Below are 26,531 nucleotides of genomic sequence, written 5' to 3' on the forward strand. Positions count from 1 at the left end.
GGCACCTGCGGGGCATCCGGGCTCGCTTACTGTGTGCGTATGGCTGGTTCCTCCGATGCGTTCCGCTCGCCGAACGAGGTTCTGATCGCCCTGCGGGCTGCGCAGGCCCTGTCTCAGCAGGAGCTGGCCGGGGAACTCAACCGGCTGGCGACCACCCAGCACCACCGGCACTTGACGCTGACGAAGAAGTCGGTGTACCGGTGGGAGTCCGGGGAGACCGAATCCCCGAAGCGGTTCTATCAGCGGCTGCTCGCCGAGTACTTCGGGGTCTCCATCACCGAGCTCGGGTTCCACCGTCCCCAGCACCAGCCCGGCCGGTCCCTCGACATCGACGGGGCTGCCGTCGCGCCGGTAACGCCGGGCCAGGACCCGGATGTCGTCGAGGACCGGCGGCGGTGGGTCGCGGTCCGTACCGCGCTCGGCAGTACCCGGCGGGCCCTCGCGCTCGTCGCCGAGGGCCTCTACCCGGACTATCGTGTCGCCGGGCTGGAACACACCGGCGTCATCGCCCGGTCGGACTGGATCCCGGCGCTGCCCGTGCCGCTGGCTGACGTGGCGCTGAGGCTGGACGTCGACGCAGCCCGTCCCGTGCTCACCGGCGGCGAGCCCGAGACCGCGCCGGCGCGCCCGCTAGCCAACCCTGCGCACCGTTTTCGCCGCTACCACGACGCGATCCGTGAACTCGCCGCACCGCGATTGTTCGAGAACAGGTTGTGCTTCCGGCTGACCGGCCTCGACTGGTCGGCACCCACGATCCGGATGACCTTCGGGCACATGGGCTTTTTCGACTCGATGGACACCAACGAGGCCCTTGCCCACGAAACCGCCCTGCACCACCTGGCCAGAGATCAGCACGAGCAGGTGATCACCACCAAACCGTCGTGGCGCAACCTGGCGTTCCGCAAGCTGATCGCGGACCCGTTCGACCTGTCCCGCCGCCCGCTGATGGGTGCCGTCGGTACGCTCACGATCCGCGGCGGCGAATCCCCCAGCATCGTGCTGCACCAGCGAGACGGCGGCAGAGTCGCCGGCGGCGGGGGCATGACCCACCTCATGCCAGCCGGGATCTTCCAGCCCTCCAGCGTCCTGCCCGCCGCCGTCGCCGAAGACTTCTCCCTGTGGCGCAACATTGAACGAGAATTCGCTGAGGAACTGCTCGGGCACGACGAGTACGACGGCAGCGGGCACCCCATCGCCTACAGCGACCTCGAACCCTTCGCCACCCTCGATGACGCCTACCGTCGTGGCGACATCCAGGTGTGGTGCCTCGGTGTCACGCTCGACGCGCTGACCCTCTGCGGGGACATCCTGACCGTCGCCGTCATCCAGCCAGGCCTCTACGACACCCTGTTCGCCGGCGCCGTCAGCTCGAACTCCGAAGGCACGGTCTCGACCCACGCCCTCCCCTTCGAGGAAAACACCCTGCGCGAATTGTACGAACACGGGAACCTCTCACCCGGTGCGGCCGCAGCGCTGCATCTGGCGTGGACTCACCGCGCGACCCTCTTTCCCCGATAAGGCCAACCGGCACGAGATGCACCGAACGGCGCGGGCACGTTAGTTCAGAGCCCGGCACCGGTTGCTGTCGAATTGCCCTGGCTCGATGTTCTCGCTCACCGACCCGTGACGGCATGGTGACGCCCGTGCCGAAACCTGGCGGCATGGCCGAGTTCGCCGCGCCCTGCCCAAGGCCGCGCCGCCGGAGGTGCACGACGTGCTGCGGTCGCCGGGCGAACCGCGCCAGTTTGTTCTGCGGGATGCTTGGGCGACCAGGTCGAGTAGGCGGCTGACACAGGGGACGCCGGGGGTCGCCGTCGACGGCCCGGTGGGTGCTGGGCGTAAGAGCTCATCTCATGGGGCTCGTCTTCTCCGCCTACGGCGGCTGAACATGAGAACTCCGGCCAGGACGAGGACTGCGGCGAGGGCTGCTCCGCCAATCACGAGGAGCCAGTTCGGTCCAGGAGCGGCCGGCTCGAGGACGGGTATTCCGGAAGTGGTTGTGACTGGTGTGGTGAGTGCTCGTAACGGGTTGACAGTTCCGAATCCGAATTGATCGTCACGCTGGTTGCCGTCGTGGCGGTCGGCGGTGTTGATCATCTGGCGGGTGACTTGTCCTGCCGTCATGCTCGGGTGTTGTGACCACAGTAGTGCGGCGGTGGCCGCTACGTAGGGGGCTGCGTAGCTGGTGCCGTCACCGTGCAGGTAGCCGCCGTGGTCGTTCGCGGAGCGGATGTCCACGCCCGGGGCGGCCAGTGTGGTGTGCGGTCCGGAGGCGCTGCTGGGCCAGAACTGGTTGCCGGAGTCGATACCGCTCACTGCGACGACTCCGGGAAAGGAGGCCGGATAGTTGGCGGAGTTTCCCGTATTTCCGTTGTTGCCGACAGCGGCGACGACCAGGGCACCGCGCTGGAAGGCATGCTCGACCGCGGCGCGGACGTTCGGGTCGGGTGTGGTGGTTCCTAGGGAGACGCTGATGACCTGGGCACCGTGGTCGGCTGCGTAGATGATTCCTCGGGCCAATGCCACGGGCTCGGCCTGGGTGCCGGTCGAGACTCGGATGGGCAGAATCTTGGCCTGCGGTGCAAGTCCGAACATCCCATTGCCCGCGGGGTTCTTTCCGGTTCCGGCGATGATTGCCGCGATCGAGGTTCCATGGGAATCGGAGGAGATGTCGGTTCGCCCGTCGTCGCCGGTCACGCCGACGAAACCCGTGCCGGGAAGGATTTGTCCCGCCAGGTCCGGGTGGTCGCTTTGGCAGCCAGTGTCGACGACGGCGACGGTGACGCCGTTTCCTTGTGAATGCTCCCACACTTGATCCGCCCGCAAGTGCTGCTCGTCGAGTGGCCATTCGCCTACGTGTGAACCGGCTGCCGTCGCCGGTGTACCTGCTGCCAGCACTATCCCAGCCGATAGCGCGAAGGCGATTATTCTGTGCATGGCTGCCTACTCGTTTCGGGTCAGCAGACGGATGCGATGGCCGATGCCCAGCCCCAGTAGCCGCCGTATTCGATGAGGTTTCCGGCGTCGTTGAGGTGGATGTTGTCGGCGGTCCAGGGGCTGGGATTGGGGAGATTGGGGTTTCCGGCCGGGGGGACGTATTGGCGGAGGTCGATGAGGGCTTCCTGGGTGTTGACGGCGGTGTTGTAGATCTGCTGGGCGTAGGAGTCCCAGGTGTAGTTTTCGGTGCCGGCGTAGGGGTTGGGGGTCCACTTGAGCTGTGGGTAGATGGACAGGAGGATGGTGGCGCCGGGGGTGGCGGCTTTCACGTCGTTGACGACGGTGGTGAGGTTGGCGCCGAAGGTGCTGGGGGTTACTTGGGACCAGAATTCGTTGCCGCCGAGGTCGATGATGATGAGGTTGGGTTTGGTGGTGGTGATGTCGGCGAGTGCGGCGGTGGTGTCCGGCCAGCGGCCTCCGGTGAGGTAGTCCATGGCCATTGCTCCGTTGTGGGAGTGGTTGGTGGTGACGGTTCCCCATTGAGAGGCGAGGCTCAGGTTGATTTTGGTGGTCCAGCCGTAGGTGGTGGGGCGGTAGGTGTCCGCGTCGGCGGGGTAGCCGGTGGTGCCGTAGCCGGTGTCGGCGGAGGTGCCGAGGATCGCGACTTTGTCGTGGGTGGTGCACCAGCTTGCGTCGGTGGTGGCCGCGTCGGTGGGCGACGTGCCGGCAAGTACGGCCACGAGCGCTGAGGTCAGGGCGGTGGCGAGTACGGCGATGCGTCTCATGCGTCGTGTCCTTGTCTGGCCGGAATGAGTCAGTTGCTTGTGCGGGCTGCGGTGACGATGGCGGTGGTCAGGTCGGCCGGCCGGGCCGGGATGGTGCTGACGTTGGCCGCCGTGGGTTGCGCGGAGGTGAGGAAGTGCTGGTCCGGGTGGGCTTGTGCCGCGGTCGCGGCAGGCGCGGCGAGATCGGGGCCGGGGGCGACGATCAGTCGGCAGTGCTGGGCGATGAGGCTGTTCAGGTAGGGGGTGAGCTGGTCGGAGGTCCCTGTCGGGGCGGTGACGCGCTCGGCGTTGATCGGCGTGCGTGTGGTCGCGGCTTGGACGGCGGGCCAGAGCCGGTCGGCCTGGACGGCGTCCGTGGTGGTGGACAGCATGCAGACGCGGTAGTTGCGGGAGACGTTCGCATAGGCGACGGCCTCGGGTTCCGGGCTGGGTGTGAGTACGACGACGGCGGCGACAATGGCAGTGATGAGCACAACTCCGGCTGGTAAGGTTATTTTCCAGTTTCGCCGTGACCTGGACACTAAGTTACGTAACTTATTTACCAATGGAGGAGGCCTTCCGTGAGTGGTGACACGGGAGGCTTGTCGCGCGGTCGTGCCGGATCTGAACGGTAATGGCCGTGGCGGGCTGCGAGAAGCCATGTCGCTTGGTACATCCGGTTGAATCCCATTGATTCGACAGAATCCGGATTACGGCGGATGGTCCGGATTGCACTACGTCGAATGGCCCTAACCCGGCTAATTACTGCAGCAACGAAGCGTTTCTAATCGCCGATAAATCACCGACCATTACCGTGATCTCGATCACAGTTGCTCCTGGTGGTGTGGCCGTGTGAGATCCGTTCCGGGTGCAACTCCATGAGGGAGCGGCCCGTGGGTGGAGGGGCGGGCCGATGGCTATTCCGGGGCGCTGGGCGAGACCTGATCGAGGCGTCGGCAGGCCGTTCGGGTGGCGTGTGCTGTCGCTGGTGGTCGCCGTCGTCATGGTCGTCTCGGTGGGGGGCCAGTCGGCGTGGGCTTCGCCGGCGCCATCGTCGCCGCTGACGCCGCAGCAGCGGTCGGGCTCGGCGGCGGGGGCGTCAGATGCCGCGGGTTCGGCGCTGGGTTCGACGAAGAAGGGCGCTTCGCCGGCGACGCCTGCAGGTGCGGCGGCGGCGGCGGACACGCACACGGCGTCGCCGGATTCTCGTCTGTCCAATGTGAGCACGCCGGCGAACGCCCAGCCGGCAGCGTCGGGGCCGCGCAGTGCGCCTGCTGCGGTGGGGGACGAGATCGTTGCCGACCGGACGGCGACGAGGTCGGTGTTCAAGAATTCGGATGGGACGCAGACCGCGAAGGTCTATCCGCGGCCGGTCCACTACCGCACCACGACCGGCAACTGGGCGGACATCAACACCGCTCTGGCCCAAGGCGACAATGGACGGTGGGGGGAGAAGGCCGATTCGGCCTCGACGACGTTCGCCGCGACGGCCGACGATCCGGCCTTGGCATCGGTGCCGGTGGGCCCGGGGCAGAGTATTGCGTTCGGGTTGCAGGGCGCGGCACACACCACGGGGCTCGCGTCGGGTTCCACGATCACGTACCCGGGGGTGGCGGCGCACGCCGACCTCAGCTACGTGGCCACCGCGAGTGGCGGGGCCAAGGAGACCTTGACGCTCGCCAGCCCGGATGCGTCGGATACGTGGGTGTTCCCGCTGACGCTGTCCGGGGTGACGCCGTCGCTGGGCAGCGACGGCAGCGTCGTGTTCACCAATGCGGCCGGTGCGGTGGTGGGCACGATCGCGCACGGGTTCATGCGGGACTCGAACATCGACCCCCGCTCCGACGAGGGCGTGTTCTCCACCGGAGTCACGTACTCCCTGACGACCGTCGGTGGCCGGCCGGCGCTGCAGGTGAGTCTCGATTCGGCGTGGCTGCACGACGCATCCCGAGTTTTTCCCGTGCAGGTGGATCCGTCAGTCGGGAACCAGCAAGCCGGCGGGTCGACCTATGTGATGTCGCCATTCAACAACGACTACAGCGGTAGCGCCGAACTCGATGCCGGCACCTACGACGGCGGGGCGCACGTTGCGAACTCGTACCTGGGATTCGATGTCAGCGGCTTGAACAACAACTACATCAAGGCTGCGACGCTGAATTTGGACGAGATCTGGTCGTATTCGTGCCAGGCGCGTCCGGTGTATGTCTCGCCGATTACCTCGGGCTGGTCGGTCGGTGGGCAGAAAACCTACCCGTGGGTGTCGATCGGCGGCGCGATCGGCAACAGGGACCTGGCGGTCGGCCACGACAGCGGTTGCCCCGGGCCTGCGTGGGTGTCGATCGACCTGGGTGACAATCCTACCGCCGAGGGCACGAAACTGATCGAGTCGTGGACACACGGCGGGGCCAACCATGGCCTGGCCGTCACCGCGGACAGCCACGACACTTACGGGTGGAAAAAGTTCGACAGCGTGAACTCCCCGAATCCGCCGTATTTGTCGATCACCTACAGCCCGTACGGCGCCTCCTACAGCGCACCGGTGAACTACGTGCAGCCGACCGGGACCGCGAGCGGGTCGCAGCAGGTCACCGTCACGAACCTCGGCACCAGCACATGGACAACCGCCAATAATCACTTGTGGTACCAGCTGTACGACCTGAACTGGAACAACCTGCACATCACCAATCCGCCCGATCCGTGGACGAATCTGCCGGGATCGGTGGCGCCGAACCAGCGGATCACGATGACCGGCACCATCGGCCCGGTCACGCCAGGCCAGTACTACCTGTGCTGGGACATGTTCAACGGCACCACGTCCTTCAACATCAGCTATGGCGTGGACTCGCCCTGTGAGCTGATCAACTCGGCGAACACCCCACCGCAGATCGACACGGCCAGCCCACCGTCCAACGCGGTGCTCTCGACGCTGCAACCGCAGCTGTTCGTCACCGGGCACGACCCGGACAACTACCCGGGCAAGGGCATCACCTTCGACTTCCGCGTCTACTCGGTGCCCGCCGGCGGGGGAACCCCGGCGCTGGTGGTGGATTCGGGGGCTCAGACAAGCGGCAATTACCGTGTACCGACCGGGAAACTCGCCTGGAACCAGTCCTACTACTGGACGGTGTCGGACAACGACACCGTGGGATCCTCGGCATGGTCGACGCCGGCGTACTTCTCCACAGCGGTCCCACAGCCGCTGATCACGGCCCACATAGGCGCGAACACGGGCAAGCAGAACTTCGACCCCGGCGTCGGGGACTACACCAACAGTGCCACCGACGCCAGCGTCGCCACTGCCGGTCCCGCGCTGGCGATCATCCGGTCCTATAACTCGCTCGATCCGCGCACCGGCCTCTTCGGCACCGGCTGGTCCACTGTGTACGACATGGTCGCGAGCCCGGACGCGGACGGCTCCGGCAATGTCGTGGCCACCTACCCTGACGGCCATACCGTCCGGTTCGGACTCAACCCGGATGGCACCACCTACACCCCGCCGCAGGGCACGTACGCCACCTTCGGCGCGCTCTCGGGCGGCGGCTACACCCTGACCGCGCGGGGTGGCTCCACCTACGCCTTCGCGCACCAGGTCGGCGCGACCTGGCGGCTGACCTCCATCACCGATGCGGCCAGCCGCACCCAGACGCTGGCCTACGACGCGAGCGGCAACCTCGCGACCGTGACCGACGTCGGCGGCAACCGGGCGCTGCACTTCACGTGGTCGGGTGGGCATGTCGCGACGGTCAGCACCGACCCCGCCACCGCCGGCGGGTCGCCGCTGACTTGGACCTACACCTACGGCGGCAGCACCCTGACCACGGTCTGCCCGCCCACCTCGAGCACCGCGTGCACCGGCTACTCCTACACCACCGGCCCGGCTCCCGGGTCGCATTACCGCTCCACGGTGCTCGATGCCCAGCCGTATGCCTATTGGCGCCTGAACCAGGCCTCGAGCGGCACGACCGCGGTCGACGAGGTCAGCGCGAACCTCGGCGCCGACAACGGGGCGTTCACCACGGTGTCGCCGAGTGATTCGACCCCGCACCCGGGCTCGCCGAGCGCCTCGAGTTGGTTCAACGGCGCCGGATCGCTGCAGCTGCCCAACAATCTCGTCGCGTCGGCGACCTATGCGAGCACCCAGCTGTGGTTCCAGACCACGCCGAACGGCCCGGCCGGGGTGCTGCTGTCCACCGGGCACAGCGCGATCGGTGCCGCGAACCCGAACCAGGGCGCGATGCCCATGCTCTACGTCGGCACCGACGGCAAGCTCTACGGCCAGTTCTGGACCGGCAGCGTCGCTCCGATCGTGTCGGCGAACAAGGTGAACGATTCGGCGTGGCACCAGGTGACCCTGGTCGGCCAGGGGGACACCCAGGCGATGTATCTCGACGGCGTGCTCGTCGGCACCCGCGCCGGGAACCTGTCCAACACCGACCCGATGAACTTCGTCGGCGCGGGCTACGTCAACAGCAACCCGTGGGTGAACGGGCCCGCCGCCGGGTGGAGCCACTTCACCGGCAACATCGCCGATGTCGCCTTCTACACCCACCCCCTCGGCGCCCCCGCGGTCATGCAGCAGTACGCGGCCGGAGCTCAATCCACCGCGGAGCTCACGTCCATCACCACCCCGGCCGGCAACACCCACGCCCGGGTCGTCTACGACAACGTCCTCGACCGCGCCACCCAGGTCACCGACCAGTACGGCGGCGCGTGGACGCTCGCGCCGCCGAGCTCCAGCGGATCGTCGGCGCAATACCGCGGCGCGGTCTATGCCAGCAACCCCACCGATTTCTGGCCCTTGACCGACACCACCGGAACCCAGGCGGTCAACCAGAACCCGACGAGCGCGATCAGCGCGACCGCCGACGGCGACGGCGTCTACGCAGGGGTCACTCTCGGGCTGCCGGGTCCGATGCCGACCACCGGTGACACCGCGGTCTCGTTCAACGGCACCACTTCCAGCCTGACGATTCCGGTGCAGAGCACCGCCTGGACGGTGGGCGGCAAATCGCTCGGCCTGTGGTTCAAATCCTCCACCGCAGGCGGAGTGATCACCGGCTGGGGCGGCAATGCGCTGCTCTACATCGGCACCGACGGCAAGCTGTACACCTGGTACGGCAGCGGCTACCTCAACAGCCCGGGCGCCGTCACCGACGGCAAATGGCACTACGTCGTGGTCTCCCAGACTGCGGACTTCGCCCAGAACAGCATCTCCCAAACCGAATTCCTGGACGGCGCCGCCACGGCCACGGCGACCGCTCCGATCATCAACGCGCCCGGCCTGCAGACCGCCACCATCGGCTCCGGCCCCTGGGGCAGCGGCGCTCCGGCGAACAACGCCGGGGCAAACCCGGCCGGCCACTTCACCGGCTCGGTCGCCGACGTCGCCTTCTACAACACGCCCCTGACCGCCGGCCCCGTCAGCGGGCTCTACGCCGCGGCGCAGACCGCGAACTCCAGCCCCACCCCGGCCACCACCGCCACCGTCACCGACCCCGGCAGCCACCAGCTGTCCTACCGGTACGACCCGCACAACGGCTCGAGGCTGATCGCCGCGACCGACGGGCTGGGCAACACCACGCACTACACCTTTGACACCAACGGGTTCGCCAACACCACGACCTATCCCGACAGCAACTACGTCACCGTCACCCACGACCCGCGCGGCAACGTCCTGTCCCGCACCACCGGCGATTCCAGCGGCGCCACCGCGACCAGCTACGCCACCTACCCCGCCGCCGACACCTACGCGGTCACCGACCCGCGCAACGACGAACCGCTGACCACACTCACCGCCGACTCCGCCGGCCCGAGCGACGCCACCTACCGCACCAGCTACACCTACAACCCCGCCGGTGCGCTGCTGACCACGACCGATCCCGCCGGGTCGGCCACCATCAACGCCTACACCGCCGGCACCGAACCCGCCGTCGGCGGCGGTACCGAACCCGCCGGACTCCTGGCCACCCAAAAGGATCCGCTCGGACACATCACCACCTACAGCTACACCGACGCGGGCGACTCCGCCGGCGTGCTCGCGCCGTCCGGGCTGTCCACCACCAGCACGTTCGACGCTCTCGGCCGCAAGCTGACCAGCACGCAGACCTCGGACACGTTCCCGAATGGCGTCACCACCGGCTACGCGTGGGACAACCAGAACCGGCTGAGCACGCAAACCGGGCCCGCCGCCACCGACGCGGTCACCGGCACCACCCACACCCGGCAGACGAGCTACACCTACGACGCCGACAGCAACCTCCTCACCCAGGCCACCGCCGACACCACCGGCGGCGACCCCACCCGCACCACCACCAACACCTACAACCCCCACGACCAGCTCGCCACGACCACCGACCCGGCCACGCGGCAGACCAGCTACGGCTACGACAGCTACGGCCACCGCACCAGCACCACCGACCCGGCCGGCAACACCTACACCGACAGCTACGACGCCGACGGCCACCACACCGGCACGACCCTGACGAACTGGACCGGCGACCCGAACAACCCGATCGCCGCCACGAACCTCGTGCTGGATTCCCGCGCCTACGACCCGGACGGGCTGCCCGCGTCCGACACCGACGCGATGGGCCGGACCACCCGCTACACCTACGACAACACCGGCCGGCCGCTGTCCGCTGTCCTGACGAACTACCACGACGGCCACGGCACACAGGTCCCGGTCAGCGTGGCCACCGCGTTGTACGACCCGGCCGGGCACCCCACCTCGCAGTTCGACCTGTCGTCGGCAGCCGGGGCGGCCACGAAGACCTACGACCCGGCCGGCCGGGTCACCACCAGCACCGACGCCGACGGCCACGTCACGACATTCACGTATGACGCGAACGCTCAGGTATCGACGACGACGGTCGCCAACGGCAGCGTGAACGAGGAAACCGACTACGGCTACGACAGCCTCGGCGACCGCACCTCCACGACCGTGCACAACGGCGCCACAACCCTCACCACCACCGCCACCTACGACGAGCGCGGCGCCCTGACCGCCACCACCGACCCGCGCGGCACCGTCACCGGAGCCGACCCCGCCGCCTTCACCACCCGTTACACCCACGACCCCGCCGGCCGGGTCATGACGCTCACCGGCCCGACCGTGAACACCGAAACCAACGGCGGCACGGCGACCGCGGTTCACCCGATCACCGAGTACGGCTACAACACCTTCGGCGATCAGACCACCGCCTCCGACCCCGATGGCAACATCACCACCAACACCTACGACGCGGACTCCGAACTGCTCGGCGTCTCCCAACCCGCCTACACACCACCCGGCTCCACGACGTCGATCACCCCGCTGACGACCTACACCTACACCCCTCTCGGGCAGCCCGCCTCCACCACCGACCCGCTCGGCCACACCACCACCTACACCAGCGACCAGCTCAACCACCGCGTCACCACCACCCAGCCTGCGGTCGACGGCACCGCCCCGATCTCGCACGCCACCTACGACACCGACGGCGAACAGCTCTCGGCCACCGACCCGACCGGTGCGCAAACCCAAGCCACCTACGACGAACTCGGCCAGACCCTCACCACCACCGCGCTGGTCCGCCAACCCACCCCCGCCGCCGACACCACCACCTACACCTACGAGCCCACCCAAACCACCAGCCCCGACCCACTCGGCCAGCCCTTGTCGGTCACCACTCCCGGCGGGCAGAAAACCCAGCTGGGCTACGACAAGCTCGGCCAGCTGACCTCCACCACCGACCCCCTCGACCACACCACCCGCACCACCTACGACGCCGACGGCAACATCACCCAGACCACACTCCCGGACGGGTCCGCCACCACCGCGACCTTCGACCCCGCCGGCCGCCACCTCGGCACCGCACAGCTCGACCCCGACGGAAAAACGCTGGCCGCGACCAGCGGCACCTACGACCCGGCCGGCAACCTCGCCACCAGCACCGACCCCAACCAGGCCACCACCACCTACACCCACGACGCCCTCAACATCCTCACCTCCCGCATCGACCCCGTCACGACCAGCACGTCCATCACCACCAGCTACGGCCATGACGCCGCCGGCCACACCACCCGCTCCACCGACGGCGCCGGCAACGCCACCACCTTCACCTACAACACCCTGGGGCTACGGGAATCGACGACCGCCCCGCACGTCGAGGGCTACACCACTCCTGCCGACAGCACCACCACCCTCGCCTACAACGCCGCCAGCCTGCCCGTGACTGAAACCCAGCCCGGCGGCGTCACCACCACCATCGGCTACGACCCGCTCGATCGCCCCAGCACCGAAACCGGCACCGGTACCCCCGCTTCCACCGCCGACCGCCACTTCGGTTACGACGGCGCCGGCCGGCTCACCTCGACCAGCGCGCCGGGCGGGGACGAGAACTTCACCTACGACGACCGCGGCAGCGTGCTGACCGCGACCGGTCCCGGCGGCGCAAGCGAGTCCGGGTACAACAGCAACGGCCAGCTGGCGACCCGCACCGACAAAGCCGGCACCGCGTCGTTCACCTACGACGATGCCGGCCGGCTGAAAACCGACACTGACCCACTGACCTCTGCCACCGCGACGTACTCGTATGACTCGCTCGACGAGCTCACCGGCATCTCCTACGGCACCGGAACCGCCAGCCAAACCAACATCTACAACACCCAGCACCAGCTCACCAGCCAGACGCTCGCCGCGCCCGGCGGTGCGACCGAAGCCTCCATCACCTACGGCCACGACCCGGCCGGGCACACCACGAGCCAGACCACCACCGGACTCGCCGGCGCGGCCAGCAGCACCTACGGCTACGACCAATCCGGCCGCCTCACCTCCGCCACCACCAGCGGCGCCACCACGATCTACGGCTACGACGACGCGGGGAACCGCAACCAGAACGGCAGCACCACCGCCACCTACAACGCCCGCAACCAGCTCGTCAGCCAAGGCGGCACAACCTACAGCTACACCGCCCGCGGCACCCTCTCCAGCACCACCACCGGCAACGCCACCACCAGCTACAGCTACGACGCCTACAACCAGCTCGCCTCCGACGGCACCAACAACTACACCCACGACGCCCTCGGTCGCATGCTCACCAGCGGCCCCAACACTTTCACCTACGACGGCACCAGCCCCACCCTCACCGGCGACGGCACCCACAGTTACAGCCGGGGCCCCGACGGATCACTCTTCGCCGTGGCCGGCGGAAACCAAACTGCGCTCGCCTTCACCGACGCACACGGAGACCTCAGCGCCACCTTCACCGCCGCTGGCACCACCCTCGACGGATCCACCAGCTATGACCCGTACGGTCAGCCCACCGCCCAAACCGGTACCAGTTACGGCCTGGGCTATCAGGGCGGCTGGACGAGCCCGACCACCGGCGACGTCGCCACCGCCTCCCGCTGGTACGACCCCAGCACCGCCACCTTCACCAGCAAAGACACCCAACTCGCCCTCGACGGCCCCGCCGTCACCGCCAACCAGTACGCCTACGGCGACGACGACCCCCTCGACAACCTCGACCCCACCGGTAACAACTCCTGCACCCCACACCCGCGCGCACATCCGGCACCGCGGCACCGAACCTCTCCCGGCAGGTCGCACGGGCACGCCCCCACGCCCGGCGACAACCCCTCCTTTACCTACTACCCCCCGAACCGAAACTGGGAATACAACCACGCCAACGACCCGACGGTCAATTACCCGGCTTACCAGCCGCCGCCGAGTAGTTCGCCGTTTCCGAAACTTCCTGACATTCATTACGAAAATCCAGATCTTCCGATCGAATTTTACGATCCTATGGAGTTCTTCTTCCCTTTTTCTGCGGGAAGCTGCGACGAACCGGCCAATAGATCTGCGGCACCCAGGAAACCCAACGGCGAAGACAACATCTACAAGACCCCTATCAATGCACGCCCTTCGGGGCAGAGTGCGCCAGCGAACCAGCCTGGCACTAAAACTCCGGGTACCGGCGCCGCTGATGAGCCGATCACCACTGACCTCGTCGCTACCCCAAATCCCGACGAAACGTCCAAAATTTATGATCCACAAGTCCAGCCAGACGGCCCGGGTAGTTGGGCTGCCGGCGTCCCGGGTCCTGACGACAGTTACGTCAGCGCGAGTTCACCTCATCGGACGCTGTTCCACTATACGAACGAGGCCGGCCAGCGGGGCATCCTGGACAGCGGTAAGCTGATGCCTTCGTTGAAGGCTCTCAATCCAGCCGACGCACGCTACGGCGATGGCCAGTACTTGTCCAACATCGTACCGGGCACGCGGACGAACGCTCAGCTGTCGCGATCGTTCATCGGACAGCCTTTCCAGGGATCAAGGTTCTCGCACTATATTGAGATCGACGTTTCAGGGTTGGAGGTCGTGCAGGGTCGGGACAACGTGTTTGTGGTCCCTAACGACGGACCACTTGATCTGACTGGTCGGATCGTGAGCTGGGGAGGCAACGGATGACGCACTACCTACGGGTCGCCTGGCATCACAACCTGGTCGAAGAACCCGTCGACTTACTCAGTGAGATCGACGATGATGGCTGGGAGATTCGCAAGGTCGAGGTCTACCGTGACGGTCGTGCGGATTGGGCTGATCGATCGGCGGCGACAGGGAGGACGATGCTGTCGGAGGCACGGATGCCTGAACTCGCCGAGATCGCCGCGCAGGTCGAGTTCACTCCCGTCGTTATCAAGGCGGAGGAGTTCGAGGCAGCCTGGGCCGACGCAAGGCGGAGTAGGTCATGGTAGGGATGTGATGGTTATGGTGGGAGCCATGAGCCGTGTCCTGCCGTGGACCGCCCTGCTCTTGGGGTGGAGAACTTTCCACCATGGAATTTTACGTGCCGGAAGGGCGGTTTTAGTTCAGTTTCGAAGCGTGTCGACTGCCGAGGAGGGTTATTCACGCGGGGAGTTTGTCGTGATTTCGGCGTCTTGAAATGATGCGACGGCCCATTTGTTGAGAGAATTGAGTTACCACACACAAGACTCACGCAAATGGACCGCCTGACATGTTCGATGGTCGATCTTCCTGACCCGCACGTGGTGATCGGCACTGGACGCGACATCTGGTCCGACGACGATGGCACCCACGAGCTGCACCGCTCCACCATGGACCTGCTTCGGGACCACGGGCTGGCACGTGCCCGGCTCAATCCATTGTGGATCAACACCCTGACGTTGATCGCAGGTGCGGCGCATGAGCTGTATGTGTTCGGCCAGTATCGCGACCGCTCGCACGGGGCGGTGCTGCTCGCCGCTAGCGGCGACGACGCGGTACGGGTCGTCGCTGATCGTGCTGTGGTGATCGTCGAGCCGATCTCCGCACGGTGGCTGGCAACCACCCTGGTGGACTCGTTGCCTTCGGTGCCCGGCGCGAGGGTGCGGCCAGTGACCATCACCGGGGATCAGTGGGGCAACCCGGACACCTTGCCGAGTGATCCGCTGGCCGAGCCCGCCGGCATCAGCGATTGCGACGATCTCGCCGAGGTGCTGGCTGCCCCGAGGGACGCGGTTCACCAGATCTATGCCGCCCGCCGCATCGACGGGCAGCGGATGCGGTCCAGCCCGATCACCGCGATCGACCTCGTCCGGCGCGGCCGGGTGCTCAACTACACCACCGCAGGTGACGACATCGTGATGACCTCGGGCACCCCCCGGGAGATGGTGGTGACGATCAATAACACCACCGCCGGGCTCACCAGCGACTAACCTCCGGAACATCGGGTCTCGAGCGGGAAGGTCCACCCTGGCCGCCGTCGCAGCGACATGTGCTCGCGTGCCGACATGCGGCCGGTTCGTGAGCGTCGGCTTCGGTGGTGACGCGCCTGACGGGCCGCCGTCGAGGCCCTGGTTCGGAGCTGGGCATGCTTTGGCGGTGGTGGCCGGCGACGAGTTCGGTATCAGCCGCGGCGCAGTGAGGGCCTCGCGCGGACCAGCAGCCGCTCCGTACGATCGTTGCCCTTTCTCGGCTCGATGGTGTGACTCACGCGGATGCGGCGACAGTTGTGTCGGTTGTGGCGGTTGCTCAGGTGAAGTCGCTGGTGCAGAGGTCTCGGACGCGCATCGCCTGGTACTCCGTATCGGCGGAGAGGGTGTCGCGGTTTGTCCAGAGCACCGCGAGCCGGTGCAGCGCGATGGTGCGTTGCGCGGCGAGGAAACGGCGGCGGGCCAGTGGAGTGTCGATGCCGAGGGCGGGCAGGTATTGGGCCCAGGTGTGGTCGTCGATGGCGCGGGCGCTGGGATGTTCGACGAGGCCGGCGGTGTCGTAGGCGGTGTCGCTGTGGCCGGTGAGCTCCCAGTCGAGGAGGTAGACGCCGGTGTCGTGGTAGTGCCACTTGTCGAGGTTGGAGTCCCCGCGGGACAGGACCGGCGGTGCTGGCTCGGCGAGGATGCTGCCGTCGGCTCGTGTGCGCCAGGTTGCCAGCAGGCGTTGCAGGTCCTTGCTGCGCGGGTCCCGGGAATCGTGTTCCAACTGTGTGGACCAGGCGGCGATTCGGTTCAGGATGGAGGTGGCGGAGCCGCCGCGAGCCTCACGGGCAAACGGCCCGAGCGGCGACGCGCGAAGGAGCTGCTGGACCTCGACGATTGACGGCAGGAGCTGAGCAGGCTGCGCGAGCGTGGGGATTGGCCTTCCGGGTATGAGGGTCATGGCGACCGCGGGCAGGGAGTCGTCGGGTGCGTGCCACAAAGGACGTGGCGCGAACGTGTGCCCGTGGGAGGCGAGGTGGCGCAGCGCCGCATACTCGGCCCTCGCGCGGTCACCCCGGTCAGCGCGGTAGAGCTTCAGGCAGACGGGGTCACCGGGGCTGTCATCCCATCCGAATACCCAGTTGTTGCGACCGCCGGACAACCGCCGCAGCCCAAGGCCTGGCAGATCGTGGTCGAGTTCGCGGGGGTCGCGGCGGTGACGGGCGCGCAGCTCGGCGAGTAGGACGTTGGCAATCGGTTGCTGCGGCAAGGATTCTCCTCGAGAGACGGAAGGTTCTGCTACCTCCGAGCAGAACGCGCTCGGTGCCGGCGAGAGCGGCCCAGGCCCGGTTGGTCGCGTGTGCGCCGGACCGTTCGGTGTCGGCATGTCCCCGGTCCAGCTCGCGAACCGGCCGGTGGGTGCGGTGTTGGTCCTCGATCCAGAGGACGCCTCGCGTCGGCCGTCGTGGAGTGGTGGCCGGTGGGCTGCTGGTGGAGGTGGGCGCACTGGCGTTGGTGTTCCGGACGGTGCTGTCGTGTTCTGGTGAGCTCGGGGTGCCGCGTCATGCACTAGGTGGCGCGGCACCCCGAGTTGTGGGTCAGGTCGCGCTGCCGGTACGGGCGACGTGGTAGATCCAGTCCCGGAAGTCCGGGGAACTGGTGTAGACGGCCGGCGCGGTGCCGCAGAACTCGTTGGCGGTGCGGCTGGCGCTGCCGACGAGCTGGGGCACACCGTCGATCGTGGCGAGGGCCGGTCCGCCGGAGTCCCCGTAACAGCTGCCGTCGGTGCTGGAGGGATTGTCGGTGCAGATCTCGCCGGCGGATAGACCGATGTCGGCGCAGCGCGAGGGCGCGGTGACGCGGGTGTCGAGCTGCTGCAGCCGCAAGGGCAGCCCGGTGGAGGTGCTGTCGGGCTCGGTCACGCCCCAGCCGTAGAGGCTGATCGTGCTGCTGCGCCGGGCGGTGTTGCGGGCGAGCTGCACGGTCGGTTGCTGGAGCAGGTGGTCGAGCTGGAGCATGGCGATGTCGAAGACCTGCTTCTTCGGCGCGCCCCGGGCCCAGTTCCAGCCCGGGTGGACCACGATCTTGGTCACGGTCGCGGTGTCCCCGCCGGAGAGCCGGTCGAGGCTGCCGACCCGGACGTGGAAATGTTGTCCGCGGTCGGGATCGGTGCCGCGTCGGCGGTGAACCGCTGGATCGCGGACGACCTGGCCGCCGCGCCCGCGGGCGGGTCGGTGACACAGTGCGCGGCGGTGACCACCCAGCCCCGGAACACCAGGGCCGCGCCGCAGGTGTGGTAGTCGATGTACTTCTCGCCGTACGCGGGTGCGTCGTACTGCAGCGAGGTGATGCCCGGCGGCGCGGTCGCGGCCGGGTGACCGCCGATGATCCTCGGTGCGACCGGCGGCGGTGTGTCGGCGACGGCCGTCCCGGCGGGAGCGGTCAGCGCGGCGGCGATGCTCGCCGTCACGGCTGCTGCGGACGACAGAATCTTTCTGTTCACGGACTAGTCTTCCCGTCTGAAAACAACATGGTCGGTTGTCTACAATGGATTTATGCAGCCTGGTCGCGGGAGGCCTGCGTCCAGGGTGAGCGAAGGGCATTGTCAGACGGCTGCGCTACTTGCCGGCGTCACCGCGTTCGGCGACATGGTGCAGCGATGTGGACGTCTCCTGCTCCAGCGGTGAAATCCGACATGGCGCCACGCAGTCCTTTCGGGACAACGGCGCTCGACTGCGGGGATCCGGTGATCCGTCCGCGGATGCAGCCCCGCGGAACGCGCCGGCGAGTGTCCTGAACAGCGCGATTCGCTTCCGGCGTGACCTGGGGTAGTCGCCGTGGTCATCCGGCTTGCTCCTGCGTGCTGCGGGCTTCGTCATGGGAACACTTGGAGAACAGCTCGAGGTAGACGTCCGCGTCGTCGGACTCGCAAGCGGCACGGCGGGGCTGGTCGAGGTCAACGCCCCACACCTGAATGTCGGCCTGCTCCGGGTCGGCCAGCCACTCGGCCGCGTCGGCGAACACCTGTGCGCAGTCGCGACCCCTGAAAGTGGTGCAGTCCACGGCACTGTGGGGTTTTTGTCCGCGTAGCATAAGAACCTTCCTTTACGGCATGACTTTACGATCGGCGAGTGCCATTGTGTCGTCGACCGGTACCTCCCCGGCTGCCTGTTCGGCCGTGACGCTGGTCAATGAAGTTTGGTGCGCCGCCGAAACCATCGAATGGTGGGCAGGTCGTAATTTCTCGGCGGAATCGGCGATGCTCACAGGTGCTCACCCAACGTCATGACCAGTTGCTGTCAGCGCAGCCTTCGCGGCGGGCGGCGCAACGCCTAGGGCTACGGCGGCGCGAACGATCCATTTTTCCCGCGCATCCAGGCCCAGAGTATGCGCAAATTCTGCTTCATTTCTTGCATGCGAGACCTACTTTTCATGGTACCTCCTCACTTATTTCGACGTACTATCGAAGCAGGTGCGGACTGTGTACATCACTTTTCCGGCGTCGGGGATCACGGGAAACCGTGAAGGTGGCTGTTTCCAGGCGGCTGAGACGCGCGACGTGATCCGGGCTGGCGGCAGGGGTATCCAGCTCGCCCCGGTGATCCAGCGGCATCCCGGTGGAAGGGGTGTTGCGTGCTGCTCACGATCCACAGGCGAGGTCAGGACAATCCTGCGACCTGATGCCGCCACCACTGGACCGAGCAGCCGGGCGGTCTGGGCGGCGAACACCGTCTCCGGTATCTCCATCGCGTCGATTCCGTATCCGCACACCAGAAGCACCCCGTACGGTGCTTGCTGCCACCATGCGTCGACTTCGGCCACGGTCCAGACGGGTTCCCGCCACCAGGCCGGCGACAACGGCGTCAGTCCGACGGCATGGGGGTGGCCCATCCACCTGCCTCCGGTATCCAGCTCGGGGTGCGTGGCGGGGGTGATCGGCCAGCCTCGGAGAGCAGCGTTGTGCGCCGCCTGCCAGACGCTGTGGTCGTCGCGCTCGTTCAGCATGGACGCCGCCGACGCCGGCAGGTGCGTAGGCGAAGGAGCAGCCCCGGGGCCACCACATCACCAGGCCGTACGCCGGGACGGCGATCAGGGCCACCATCAGCGGAGGGGATCCGATGCGGAGAACGCGGCGCCGGCGAGGCCGCAACGACACCGTGCTTGGCGTAGCGGACGGCCGCCACGCAGCCGAACATGGTTCGCTCGGGCGGGCACCGCACTAGCAGGCGTGCAGCGCAGGTGAACTTCCCGCACATCAGGTGGGGAAGGTCGTCGGAATCGCCGACGTTCGACGCGTGAGCGGGCGACCAGGGGTCATCGGCGGGGACACGCCACGCGATCGCCATGCTGGTCCTCACCTGCGCCGGGCCCAGGCCACCACGACAGGGACCGCGTCAAGCAGGCTCGGCACCGTCGCCACCCGCTGGTCGTTGCCCTTCGGGTAGTGCGCTGGTTCGTCGCCGGGTCGGTGGATGTGGATGACGCGTGCCCCGGCGGAGAGGGCGCCGCTGACGTCGGCGTCGAGCCGGTCGCCGATGTGGATCACGGCCCCGATGTCGGCGCGGTGGTTCGCCGCGACGATCTGCCACAGCCACGGCTCTGGCTTCGCGCCACCGAGCTGGAAGCTCGTGTACACCTTGGCCAGCACACCCGGATGGGCCGCGTTCACCGCCGCGACCCGTTGCGGCCCGCCGGTGACGGCCATGTTCGACAGCGCTACCACCGCGGCTATCTCGTTCAGCATCCACAACGCCTGGGCGGTGTCGTGGTAGGGCGTGTATCCGCGGTGCCACGTTGATTCGGCAGGGAAGTCCGCCGGTGAGATCAGCAGCCGCTGGCACACCCGTTCGATCAGCTCGTCGGTGAGCACCGGGGCGCGGTGCAGCAGGGACCGCACCGTCTCGGCGATCCGGTCCGGTCCGATGACGTGCGACGGCGCCAACTCCGCCAACCTGTCCTTAGTGGACACTCCGGTGAATGCCCCGAGGGTTCTGCCGATATCGACCGTGATCAGTTGGACCTTGTTCCCCACACATGCTCCTGTTCGTCGAAAATCGTTGGTGTTCATGGTCATTCAGGTCGTCGTGGGTGGGCCACGCGGCCACGGGGTCGGGCATCTGTGCCGCCGTCCATTCATGCAGCGGCCGGTGGCGTGGCCGGTAGAACAGCGCACCGAGCACGATCGGCTGCTCGGCCGGGGATTTCGGCGGGGCGGCACGGAACTGGGTAGGCGTGCCCAGCCAGGGATTTCGGTCGGCGGCATAGCGGGGAACAGTGGCGTTTGCGCGGAAACGCGGAACCAGTCGTTCATCGCCCGAGGCCCCTTCCTCGTGACGGCCGGGCCGGCTGGACATGTGCCCGCTGCTGTACTCCCGGGCCGCCGGGGGAGAAGCAGCGTGGACACCACGTGAACTCGTATCGCTGAGGCAGCGCCCGCCGCGGGAAGCACATGACGGCGCAGCTGCTCAGCCCGATCCACATGCGGTTCCAGCGCAGTAGCCGCATTTGTCCTACAGGGACTTTGTGCATGATGACGACGCGGCGGAGCAGGAACGAGGCCAGCGCGGGGCATTGCTCGAACGTCGGCGAGTGCCGGCCCGGCTGGCCGGGCATCACGCAGCGCTCAGGATGTCGAGCAGCTGCGGCAGCTCGACCCCGCACACCACGGCCAGCGCGTCCTGCGCGGATCGGGGAAGCGTCGCCAGCCCCGTGTCCGATGCTTCCGGTTCGGCCAACCGCAGCGTCGCCCACCGGGCAAGCTGCGGCTGCTCGCACCCGGCCAGCACGGCCAGGTCCACGATCACCGTGTCATCCGGCTGCCCGAAGACGTCCTGGTACACGCGATCGAAGATCTCGCCGGGTTGGACGCCGAGTACTGCGCAGTACTCGGCGAACTGGCACACCGACATCGCCCGAGTGCCTCGCTCGTGGCTCGCCAGCTTCTGCACCGAGCGGTCCAGGCGCAGCCTGCCGTTCATGATCTGGCGTGTCCAGCCATGCTTCTGCCGTTCCTGGCGCAGGGCATCGCCGATGCCTGCGGCGAACTGCTCCAGCGTTTCCTCCGAGACGGGCGTGGCACCCCGCTTCCCGCGGCCGCGTTTCCTCTGCCTGGCAGCGGATGCCCGGTCCGGCACACCGTCGGCGTCGGCCCGGCGCAGGACCCGGCGGATGCCCCCGATCGGGAATCCGAACCGGGCCGAGATGGCGCTGCGCGTCATCGCGGCCTCCACACACCGCAGCAGGAGCTGCTCCAGCAGCGGGCCCAAGATCGGGTCATGCTCAATGTGACGGAACTCCATGTTCGCCACCGCCCAGCCGAGATCGGGAACCACCGTCGCCTCAGCCACGAGACCACCCCAGAACCTCGGCGATCACGTCCACAATGGACCCAGGTTTCGCCGTCTCCTCGGCAGGCGGCACGTGTTCGCCCGAAGCCTCGGCGAACGTCGTGGGCGCGGCCTCAAGGGGGTAGCGCGCGGCCATCGAGTAGGCGCCCTCGTTGAGCGCGAGATACACGAAGTCCGCGCGCTCACCCGCAGTGCGCACGTAGGTCAGCCGCTCCGGCGCGTCAACGGGGCCATCGGCGTGCACGAGCTGGAAGCCCGCCGCCGCCAGTTCGTTCATCGCCGTCGTCTCGGCCGCGTAGTCCGCTTCCGGGTCCGCCGCTGCGCCGAGGGTGGCGTCGGGCTCGCCGAATTCGCCCCACCAGAACCGCTCGGTGCCCCACATGCCGCACTCGCCCCAGACCAGGCATCCGGCCACCGCGTCCCGATCGATCTCCCGGGCCGTCCGCTCGGCCGCGTCGAGCAGATCCGGCAGCTTCGGGGCGTCCACCGGACACCAGTCTTCCCGGACGGCATGCTGCGCGCAGCCGGTGTGGACACCGCAGTGGCCGATGCGGACTGACCGGTCGGGCTGGATGCCGACCCGCAGCGTCACCAGGCCCTTGTCCAGCAGATCGTGCACCAGCAGATGCCGGCCACCGAAGGACAGGTCGTAGGTCCAGACGTCCCCGCCGTGCTCGCCGACGTATCCGGCTCGCCAGCCCGGTCGCGTCCTCATCACCTGCCACAGCGCGAGATCCGCGGCCAGCCGTTCCGGCTGATCGAAGGTCTTCGCGTGATAGGCGCGGTATTCCTGGTCGGACACCATCCGCTCCGGCAACAGCGGCTTCGGCACGTCCGCGGCGGTCTCCGCCGGCCTCGGCTCGTCGGTGCTCATCGTGACGCCCTCCCGGCGTGTCGTGGATCGCGGCGAAGGCGGAGGCGGCAATGCCGCTGCGTTTGCCGATGCTGCGGGGCCCGCACCCGCCGGACAGGCACCAGGACAAGCTGTTGAACCTCGCGTTGCGCGGCTGGGGACTGACGCGCGATCAGCCGGCAGGCCCGGCAGGCGGGTCCGGGTGCCGTGGTGGTGAGAGACATCTCGACCTGGTGCCCGCACACCGCGATCACCGGGACGCCTTGCTCCCGGGCCGCCTGAAATGCCTCATCGGTGACCTCGTGTTCATGCGCGTCACCCGCGCAGGTGCAGCGTGAGGTCCATAAGCGATCGGCTTTGCTGGTCATGTCGGAACACCTCATCGAGGGAATGGAAGGCGGCGGAGGTGGCAGGTCGGGGCGCTGCCACCTCCGCCGCCGCTGATGGGCGGCAGGCGAACGAGGGTGCCTGGGCGCGCAACTCCGCAGATCCGGGGTGCGTCAGCCGTCGGGCTCAACCTCGTCCGCCCGCCACCAGGGATCCCCGGTGGCGCCTGCGTGCCAGCACGCGCGCCGGGGTGGCTGATCACGGCGTCCGCAACACCGGTATCGACCCTCATCGCCTCGCCCGTACCGGCGGGCGGATAACCGGCGCGGCCACGGGAGTTCAGCGTTCGGCGCCCGCAGCGCGCTTCTGGGTGACCGGCACGCTGGCGACCCGCCGGACCGTGACCGTGGGGTCCCACGACGGACATGCTCACGCCACCGACTTCGCGCTCGACACAGGCCTGGGCCGTGGGCGCAGGCCCCGGTAGGGCCGGTTACGCGACGGGCGCCGCTGCTCCGGAATACCCCACACAGAGATCGGCTCAGGTTCTGGCGCCGTGTCGGCGATGACCGCGAATCCGGTGGTCACCGCGTTCGCGTTCTCGTCCTCCACGGTGGGCCAATCCTCCGCAGACACCGAAGCCACCAGCCGCGCGTCCTCCTCGGCGGCGCGCCGCCTGGCGGACTCCTCCGCCCTCGCACAGAACTCCTGCCGGAAGGCGGCTTCCCGCTGCAGTTGCCATTCGAGGTGGTCACGAGCCTGCCGGGCCTGCAGCTGTGCCACCGTCAGGTAGAGCGAGCCCGCCGCCGTAGCCACCAGAGCAGACCGGCGCGCCTTGAACTGCCTACGCAGGAGCCAGCCGGCGCCGATGACAACCAGCGCAGCCACCGCCAAACCGGCGACGATGCCCGGCTCCCACGCAGCGAGGGAATCCCCGAACGAACGTTGCATGCGATCAACCCCTCAAAGCGGCGGCGCCGAACTCAGCTGCGTCTCCGCGAATCCGTTGTCGTGGCCAGGCAGGCGGGGACGCCATCGAGGGATGAGGCGGCACCCGCCTGCCTTCGGCTGGCTCGGGACCGGCGAGTGGCGGTTGCCATGGACGCCACCCGCCTACCGCCTGTCATCAAGCCAACACAACGCACGATAGACCCGCGCACGTGCGCTACGCAATATAAAAGTGCGCACGTGCGCGAATTAGCGCAAGCGCTATGCTCCGGGCCATGCCGACCGCAACCCGAGCAACGCGCCGCCTGGGTGCGTTTCTGAGGAAGAAGCGCGAAGCCGTCCCGCTCATCGCAGAGCAGGTCGGCAGGCATCTTGATCAATCGCCGTCGACTGTGAGTCGCTACGAGCTGGGTACGCTGCGCTTGACCTGGCCGGTGATCAAGATGCTCCTCGCCTTGTACGGCCACACCGAAGAAGGCGACTCGGTCGTTTTGGAAGCCTGGGCGCTCTACCAGGCGACGAAGGACGAACCGAAGCCGGTCCGGCTGCCCAAGGGTGCATCTCCGGCGTTCCGCCGCCTTGTTCAGGAGACGTTCGTCGCCAAAGGGTTTCGCGAGATCGCCACGAACCTCTTGCCGGGAATGCTTCAGACCGAGGGCTACATGAGGGCCCTGGCTCAGACGCTCCACGATCCGTCGCGACGTGACGACAAGACCTTCGAGGTTCGGAAATCCCGGCAGCGACGTCTCGACCCGGCTGACCCGAATCCGATCTTCTATCACGCCGTTCTCGACGAGATTTGCCTGACCAGGCTCGTCGGTGGCCCGGCTGTGATGCTGCCGCAACTCCGACACGTCCTGCATGTGGCTGAGGATTGGGACAACGTCACCGTTCAGGCCGTGCCCAAGGAGGCTGGCGACTACGGCGCCGCCACCGGCGGCCTCACGATCGTCGACTACGAAGAAGGGCAGCCGTCTTGGGCGTACTTCGAGTACCAGGCGGGCGCTGACCTGGTGGAGAATGAGGAGGACGTGCTGCGGTTTGCCAAATTGCACGAGGACGCCGCACGTGTCCCGGAGTCGCCCGACGAAGGGGCGATCGCCTTGTCACCCGACGAGACGATCAAGTTCATCCGCCGACAGATTGAGGTACTGGAAACCAGATGAGCAACCCCACGCACGACGCACCTGAGGCGTGGATCACGAGCAGCTACTCCGGGAACGACTCTGCCACCACGAACTGTGTCGAAGTCGGTTTCGGTAAGGCTGGCGCCCACGTGCGCGACAGCAAAGACCCTGAGGGAGGGTCCTTCTACCTTCCGGCCGAGGCCTGGACACAGCTCCTGGCTATCGCGTCGAAGATCCAGGTCCCTCCCGCCGAGTAGCCGACGCACCGACTAGGGGCGGGTCCCAACGTAAGCCCGGGGACCCGCCCCTTGCTGCGATCGGGCCGCCTGGCGCTGGCTTCTCCAAGCCCAGTCGGTGCGCCGGGGTGCGTTGTCCTGGTTGGAGTCCACGTGCTTAGGCGTCCTGCCAGGCGACGCCGGTGGGTCGGGTTCCGCCGATCCGTAGGAACTCGTGGGCAGCCTCCCTGGCATCCGCAGCGGGGATTTCCGCGTCATCAGGAAACTCGGTGTCGGCGGACATGCAGTAGTACAGGACGCCACCCTCGGGAGCAGTGAACCGCTGCTTCGTGGCCCTGCTGGTGGAGCCGCCCATGTCGTCCAGCCCGGCGTAGCGCAGGACGCCGCGATCCCCGTTGAGCCCCACTGCGAACTCGACCTGCTTCGGCTCGTCCGCGTCGTAGAACTGAACCAGTGCCGGGCCGTCGAGCGCAGCCACCGCGTCGAGCACGGCATCCAGCTCGGCCGGTGTCTCCACGATCGTCCCCTCGTCCGCGTCCTCGTCCCACCACGCTTCGAGCTTCACAGCGTCGCCCCTCCGGTGTAGCGCTTGATGATCCGCGTACCTGCCGGAGACTCACCATAGACGGTCAGGGCCGACTCCTCCGGTAGAAGCGCGGGGATCACCTTGTCGCAGCTCCAGGGCCCTTTGCACGGCACGTTGTTGATCGTCAAGGTGACGTCGGTGAGGCTGTTCGCCGCCATGTGCGCCGCGATCTTCGTCTCCACATGCGCGGCCACCGCGCCGTTCGCGATACCGAGGCCAGCCAACTGGTACTCGTCCTGCCTGCTCACGATGGCCTGCATGCCAGCAGCTCCGTCGCCCGCGGCCCAGCGGCCGTGGGTCTTCTGCCCGCTCCTCGGCTGCACCGGCGGCGCCACCTCCTGCCGGGCTTTCCTCACGTGCTCCGGCTCGTTCCGCGGCCCCGGCGGAACTGAAGGCGCCGGCGGCTTCGGCTCAACGCGCGGAGTGGTGGTCGCGGCGGAATCCCCGGCAAGCCCGGCCGCATACGCCGCGAGGTCCGCCGAGACCCGGCTTAGCAAGCCCATGATCCCGGGGATCGCCTGCGCTGCCTCCGCCGCCAGCCCCATCGCCTGGCCGACCTCATCGGCGGCGGTGCCCTGCGCTGCCAGCTCGAGCAGGCGTTGGAACTCGGCCAGCGGCTCCCCCGCGCTCGTGAGGTGCTTCGTCGCCACGTTGACCTTCTCGACCGTCCCGCTGACGGGATCGACAACCTCCGCTCCAACCCCCGCCATCGAGCCCCTCCGAACAGCTT

At 67.7% G+C, this 26,531-nt stretch carries 22 protein-coding genes; 7 read left to right on the forward strand and 15 right to left on the reverse strand.

From position 1 onward, the window contains the following. Positions 1–39: 39 nt before the first annotated feature. The gene (locus OG371_RS23440; protein ID WP_329072592.1) at positions 40–1,518 is read left to right on the forward strand and encodes a helix-turn-helix domain-containing protein; all 1,479 of its coding nucleotides are present in this window, start codon (positions 40–42) and stop codon (positions 1,516–1,518) included. A gap of 333 nt (positions 1,519–1,851) precedes the next feature. On the opposite strand, the gene mycP is transcribed toward OG371_RS23440, so the two are convergent. Genes mycP through OG371_RS23455 form a run of 3 tightly spaced genes read right to left on the reverse strand, consistent with a single transcriptional unit; the run spans position 1,852 to position 4,195 of the window. Next, positions 1,852–2,937 (reverse strand): type VII secretion-associated serine protease mycosin, encoded by a 1,086-nt coding sequence (mycP, locus tag OG371_RS23445; protein ID WP_329072594.1) that lies wholly within the window; start codon positions 2,935–2,937, stop codon positions 1,852–1,854. A gap of 20 nt (positions 2,938–2,957) precedes the next feature. Then, positions 2,958–3,722, reverse strand: a complete 765-nt coding sequence (locus OG371_RS23450) for an SGNH/GDSL hydrolase family protein (protein ID WP_329072596.1) — start codon at positions 3,720–3,722, stop codon at positions 2,958–2,960. 29 nt (positions 3,723–3,751) lie between these two features. Beyond that, positions 3,752–4,195, reverse strand: coding sequence for a hypothetical protein (locus OG371_RS23455; protein ID WP_329072599.1), 444 nt, complete (start codon positions 4,193–4,195; stop codon positions 3,752–3,754). A 482-nt stretch (positions 4,196–4,677) separates the two neighbouring features. On the opposite strand from OG371_RS23455, the gene OG371_RS23460 reads away from it, so the two are divergent. The 3 genes from OG371_RS23460 to OG371_RS23470 all read left to right on the forward strand — a co-directional run bounded on the left by OG371_RS23460 (position 4,678) and on the right by OG371_RS23470 (position 15,398). Next, positions 4,678–14,151, forward strand: a complete 9,474-nt coding sequence (locus OG371_RS23460) for an HYD1 signature containing ADP-ribosyltransferase family protein (RefSeq protein WP_329072601.1) — start codon at positions 4,678–4,680, stop codon at positions 14,149–14,151. Next, entirely contained in the window at positions 14,148–14,438 is a 291-nt protein-coding gene (locus tag OG371_RS23465; RefSeq protein ID WP_329072603.1) for a DUF6881 domain-containing protein, read from the forward strand. The genes OG371_RS23460 and OG371_RS23465 overlap by 4 nt, the downstream gene beginning before the upstream one ends. Before the next feature lie 246 nt (positions 14,439–14,684). Continuing rightward, complete coding sequence (locus tag OG371_RS23470; protein WP_329072605.1) at positions 14,685–15,398, forward strand: ESX secretion-associated protein EspG; 714 nt, start codon at positions 14,685–14,687, stop codon at positions 15,396–15,398. Positions 15,399–15,714: 316 nt separating this feature from the next. Here OG371_RS23470 and OG371_RS23475 read toward each other — a convergent pair whose 3' ends face one another. From OG371_RS23475 to OG371_RS23515, 9 genes are all read right to left on the reverse strand, one after another. Continuing rightward, the gene (locus tag OG371_RS23475) at positions 15,715–16,647 is read right to left on the reverse strand and encodes a phosphotransferase family protein (RefSeq protein WP_329072607.1); all 933 of its coding nucleotides are present in this window, start codon (positions 16,645–16,647) and stop codon (positions 15,715–15,717) included. A 328-nt stretch (positions 16,648–16,975) separates the two neighbouring features. Further along, entirely contained in the window at positions 16,976–17,470 is a 495-nt protein-coding gene (locus OG371_RS23480) for a S1 family peptidase (RefSeq protein WP_329072609.1), read from the reverse strand. Further along, positions 17,467–17,880, reverse strand: a complete 414-nt coding sequence (locus OG371_RS23485; protein WP_329072612.1) for a trypsin-like serine protease — start codon at positions 17,878–17,880, stop codon at positions 17,467–17,469. Before OG371_RS23485 ends, OG371_RS23480 begins: the two co-directional genes overlap by 4 nt. A gap of 338 nt (positions 17,881–18,218) precedes the next feature. Further along, positions 18,219–18,401, reverse strand: a complete 183-nt coding sequence (locus OG371_RS23490) for a hypothetical protein (protein WP_329072614.1) — start codon at positions 18,399–18,401, stop codon at positions 18,219–18,221. Positions 18,402–18,482: 81 nt separating this feature from the next. Then, the gene (locus OG371_RS23495; RefSeq protein WP_329072616.1) at positions 18,483–18,644 is read right to left on the reverse strand and encodes a hypothetical protein; all 162 of its coding nucleotides are present in this window, start codon (positions 18,642–18,644) and stop codon (positions 18,483–18,485) included. 180 nt (positions 18,645–18,824) lie between these two features. Beyond that, entirely contained in the window at positions 18,825–19,382 is a 558-nt protein-coding gene (locus tag OG371_RS23500) for a hypothetical protein (RefSeq protein ID WP_329072618.1), read from the reverse strand. A gap of 349 nt (positions 19,383–19,731) precedes the next feature. Then, positions 19,732–20,328 (reverse strand): HAD family hydrolase, encoded by a 597-nt coding sequence (locus tag OG371_RS23505; RefSeq protein WP_329072620.1) that lies wholly within the window; start codon positions 20,326–20,328, stop codon positions 19,732–19,734. 661 nt (positions 20,329–20,989) lie between these two features. Continuing rightward, a complete protein-coding gene (locus OG371_RS23510) occupies positions 20,990–21,724 on the reverse strand; it encodes a helix-turn-helix domain-containing protein (protein ID WP_329072622.1) in 735 nt (244 codons plus the stop codon). Further along, positions 21,717–22,598, reverse strand: a complete 882-nt coding sequence (locus OG371_RS23515) for a hypothetical protein (protein WP_329072624.1) — start codon at positions 22,596–22,598, stop codon at positions 21,717–21,719. The genes OG371_RS23510 and OG371_RS23515 overlap by 8 nt, the downstream gene beginning before the upstream one ends. A 17-nt stretch (positions 22,599–22,615) precedes the next feature. On the opposite strand from OG371_RS23515, the gene OG371_RS23520 reads away from it, so the two are divergent. Further along, a complete protein-coding gene (locus OG371_RS23520) occupies positions 22,616–22,915 on the forward strand; it encodes a hypothetical protein (RefSeq protein WP_329072626.1) in 300 nt (99 codons plus the stop codon). 418 nt (positions 22,916–23,333) lie between these two features. Here OG371_RS23520 and OG371_RS23525 read toward each other — a convergent pair whose 3' ends face one another. Next, positions 23,334–23,855, reverse strand: coding sequence for a hypothetical protein (locus OG371_RS23525; RefSeq protein WP_329072628.1), 522 nt, complete (start codon positions 23,853–23,855; stop codon positions 23,334–23,336). A 272-nt stretch (positions 23,856–24,127) separates the two neighbouring features. On the opposite strand from OG371_RS23525, the gene OG371_RS23530 reads away from it, so the two are divergent. Both OG371_RS23530 and OG371_RS23535 read left to right on the forward strand, forming a co-directional pair. Then, positions 24,128–25,018: a helix-turn-helix domain-containing protein gene (locus tag OG371_RS23530; protein ID WP_329072630.1), complete on the forward strand. Its 891-nt coding sequence runs from the start codon at positions 24,128–24,130 to the stop codon at positions 25,016–25,018. Next, on the forward strand, positions 25,015–25,236 hold the full coding sequence (locus OG371_RS23535; RefSeq protein WP_091629145.1) for a DUF397 domain-containing protein: 222 nt from the start codon (positions 25,015–25,017) through the stop codon (positions 25,234–25,236). Before OG371_RS23530 ends, OG371_RS23535 begins: the two co-directional genes overlap by 4 nt. A gap of 136 nt (positions 25,237–25,372) precedes the next feature. Here the strand turns inward: OG371_RS23535 and OG371_RS23540 are convergent, their stop codons facing one another. Continuing rightward, positions 25,373–25,780 (reverse strand): Imm1 family immunity protein, encoded by a 408-nt coding sequence (locus tag OG371_RS23540; protein ID WP_091629146.1) that lies wholly within the window; start codon positions 25,778–25,780, stop codon positions 25,373–25,375. Further along, positions 25,777–26,451, reverse strand: a complete 675-nt coding sequence (locus OG371_RS23545) for a DddA-like double-stranded DNA deaminase toxin (RefSeq protein WP_329072634.1) — start codon at positions 26,449–26,451, stop codon at positions 25,777–25,779. The genes OG371_RS23540 and OG371_RS23545 overlap by 4 nt, the downstream gene beginning before the upstream one ends. Positions 26,452–26,531 lie beyond the last annotated feature (80 nt).

Source organism: Amycolatopsis sp. NBC_01480 (assembly GCF_036227205.1).
Lineage (GTDB): Bacteria > Actinomycetota > Actinomycetes > Mycobacteriales > Pseudonocardiaceae > Amycolatopsis.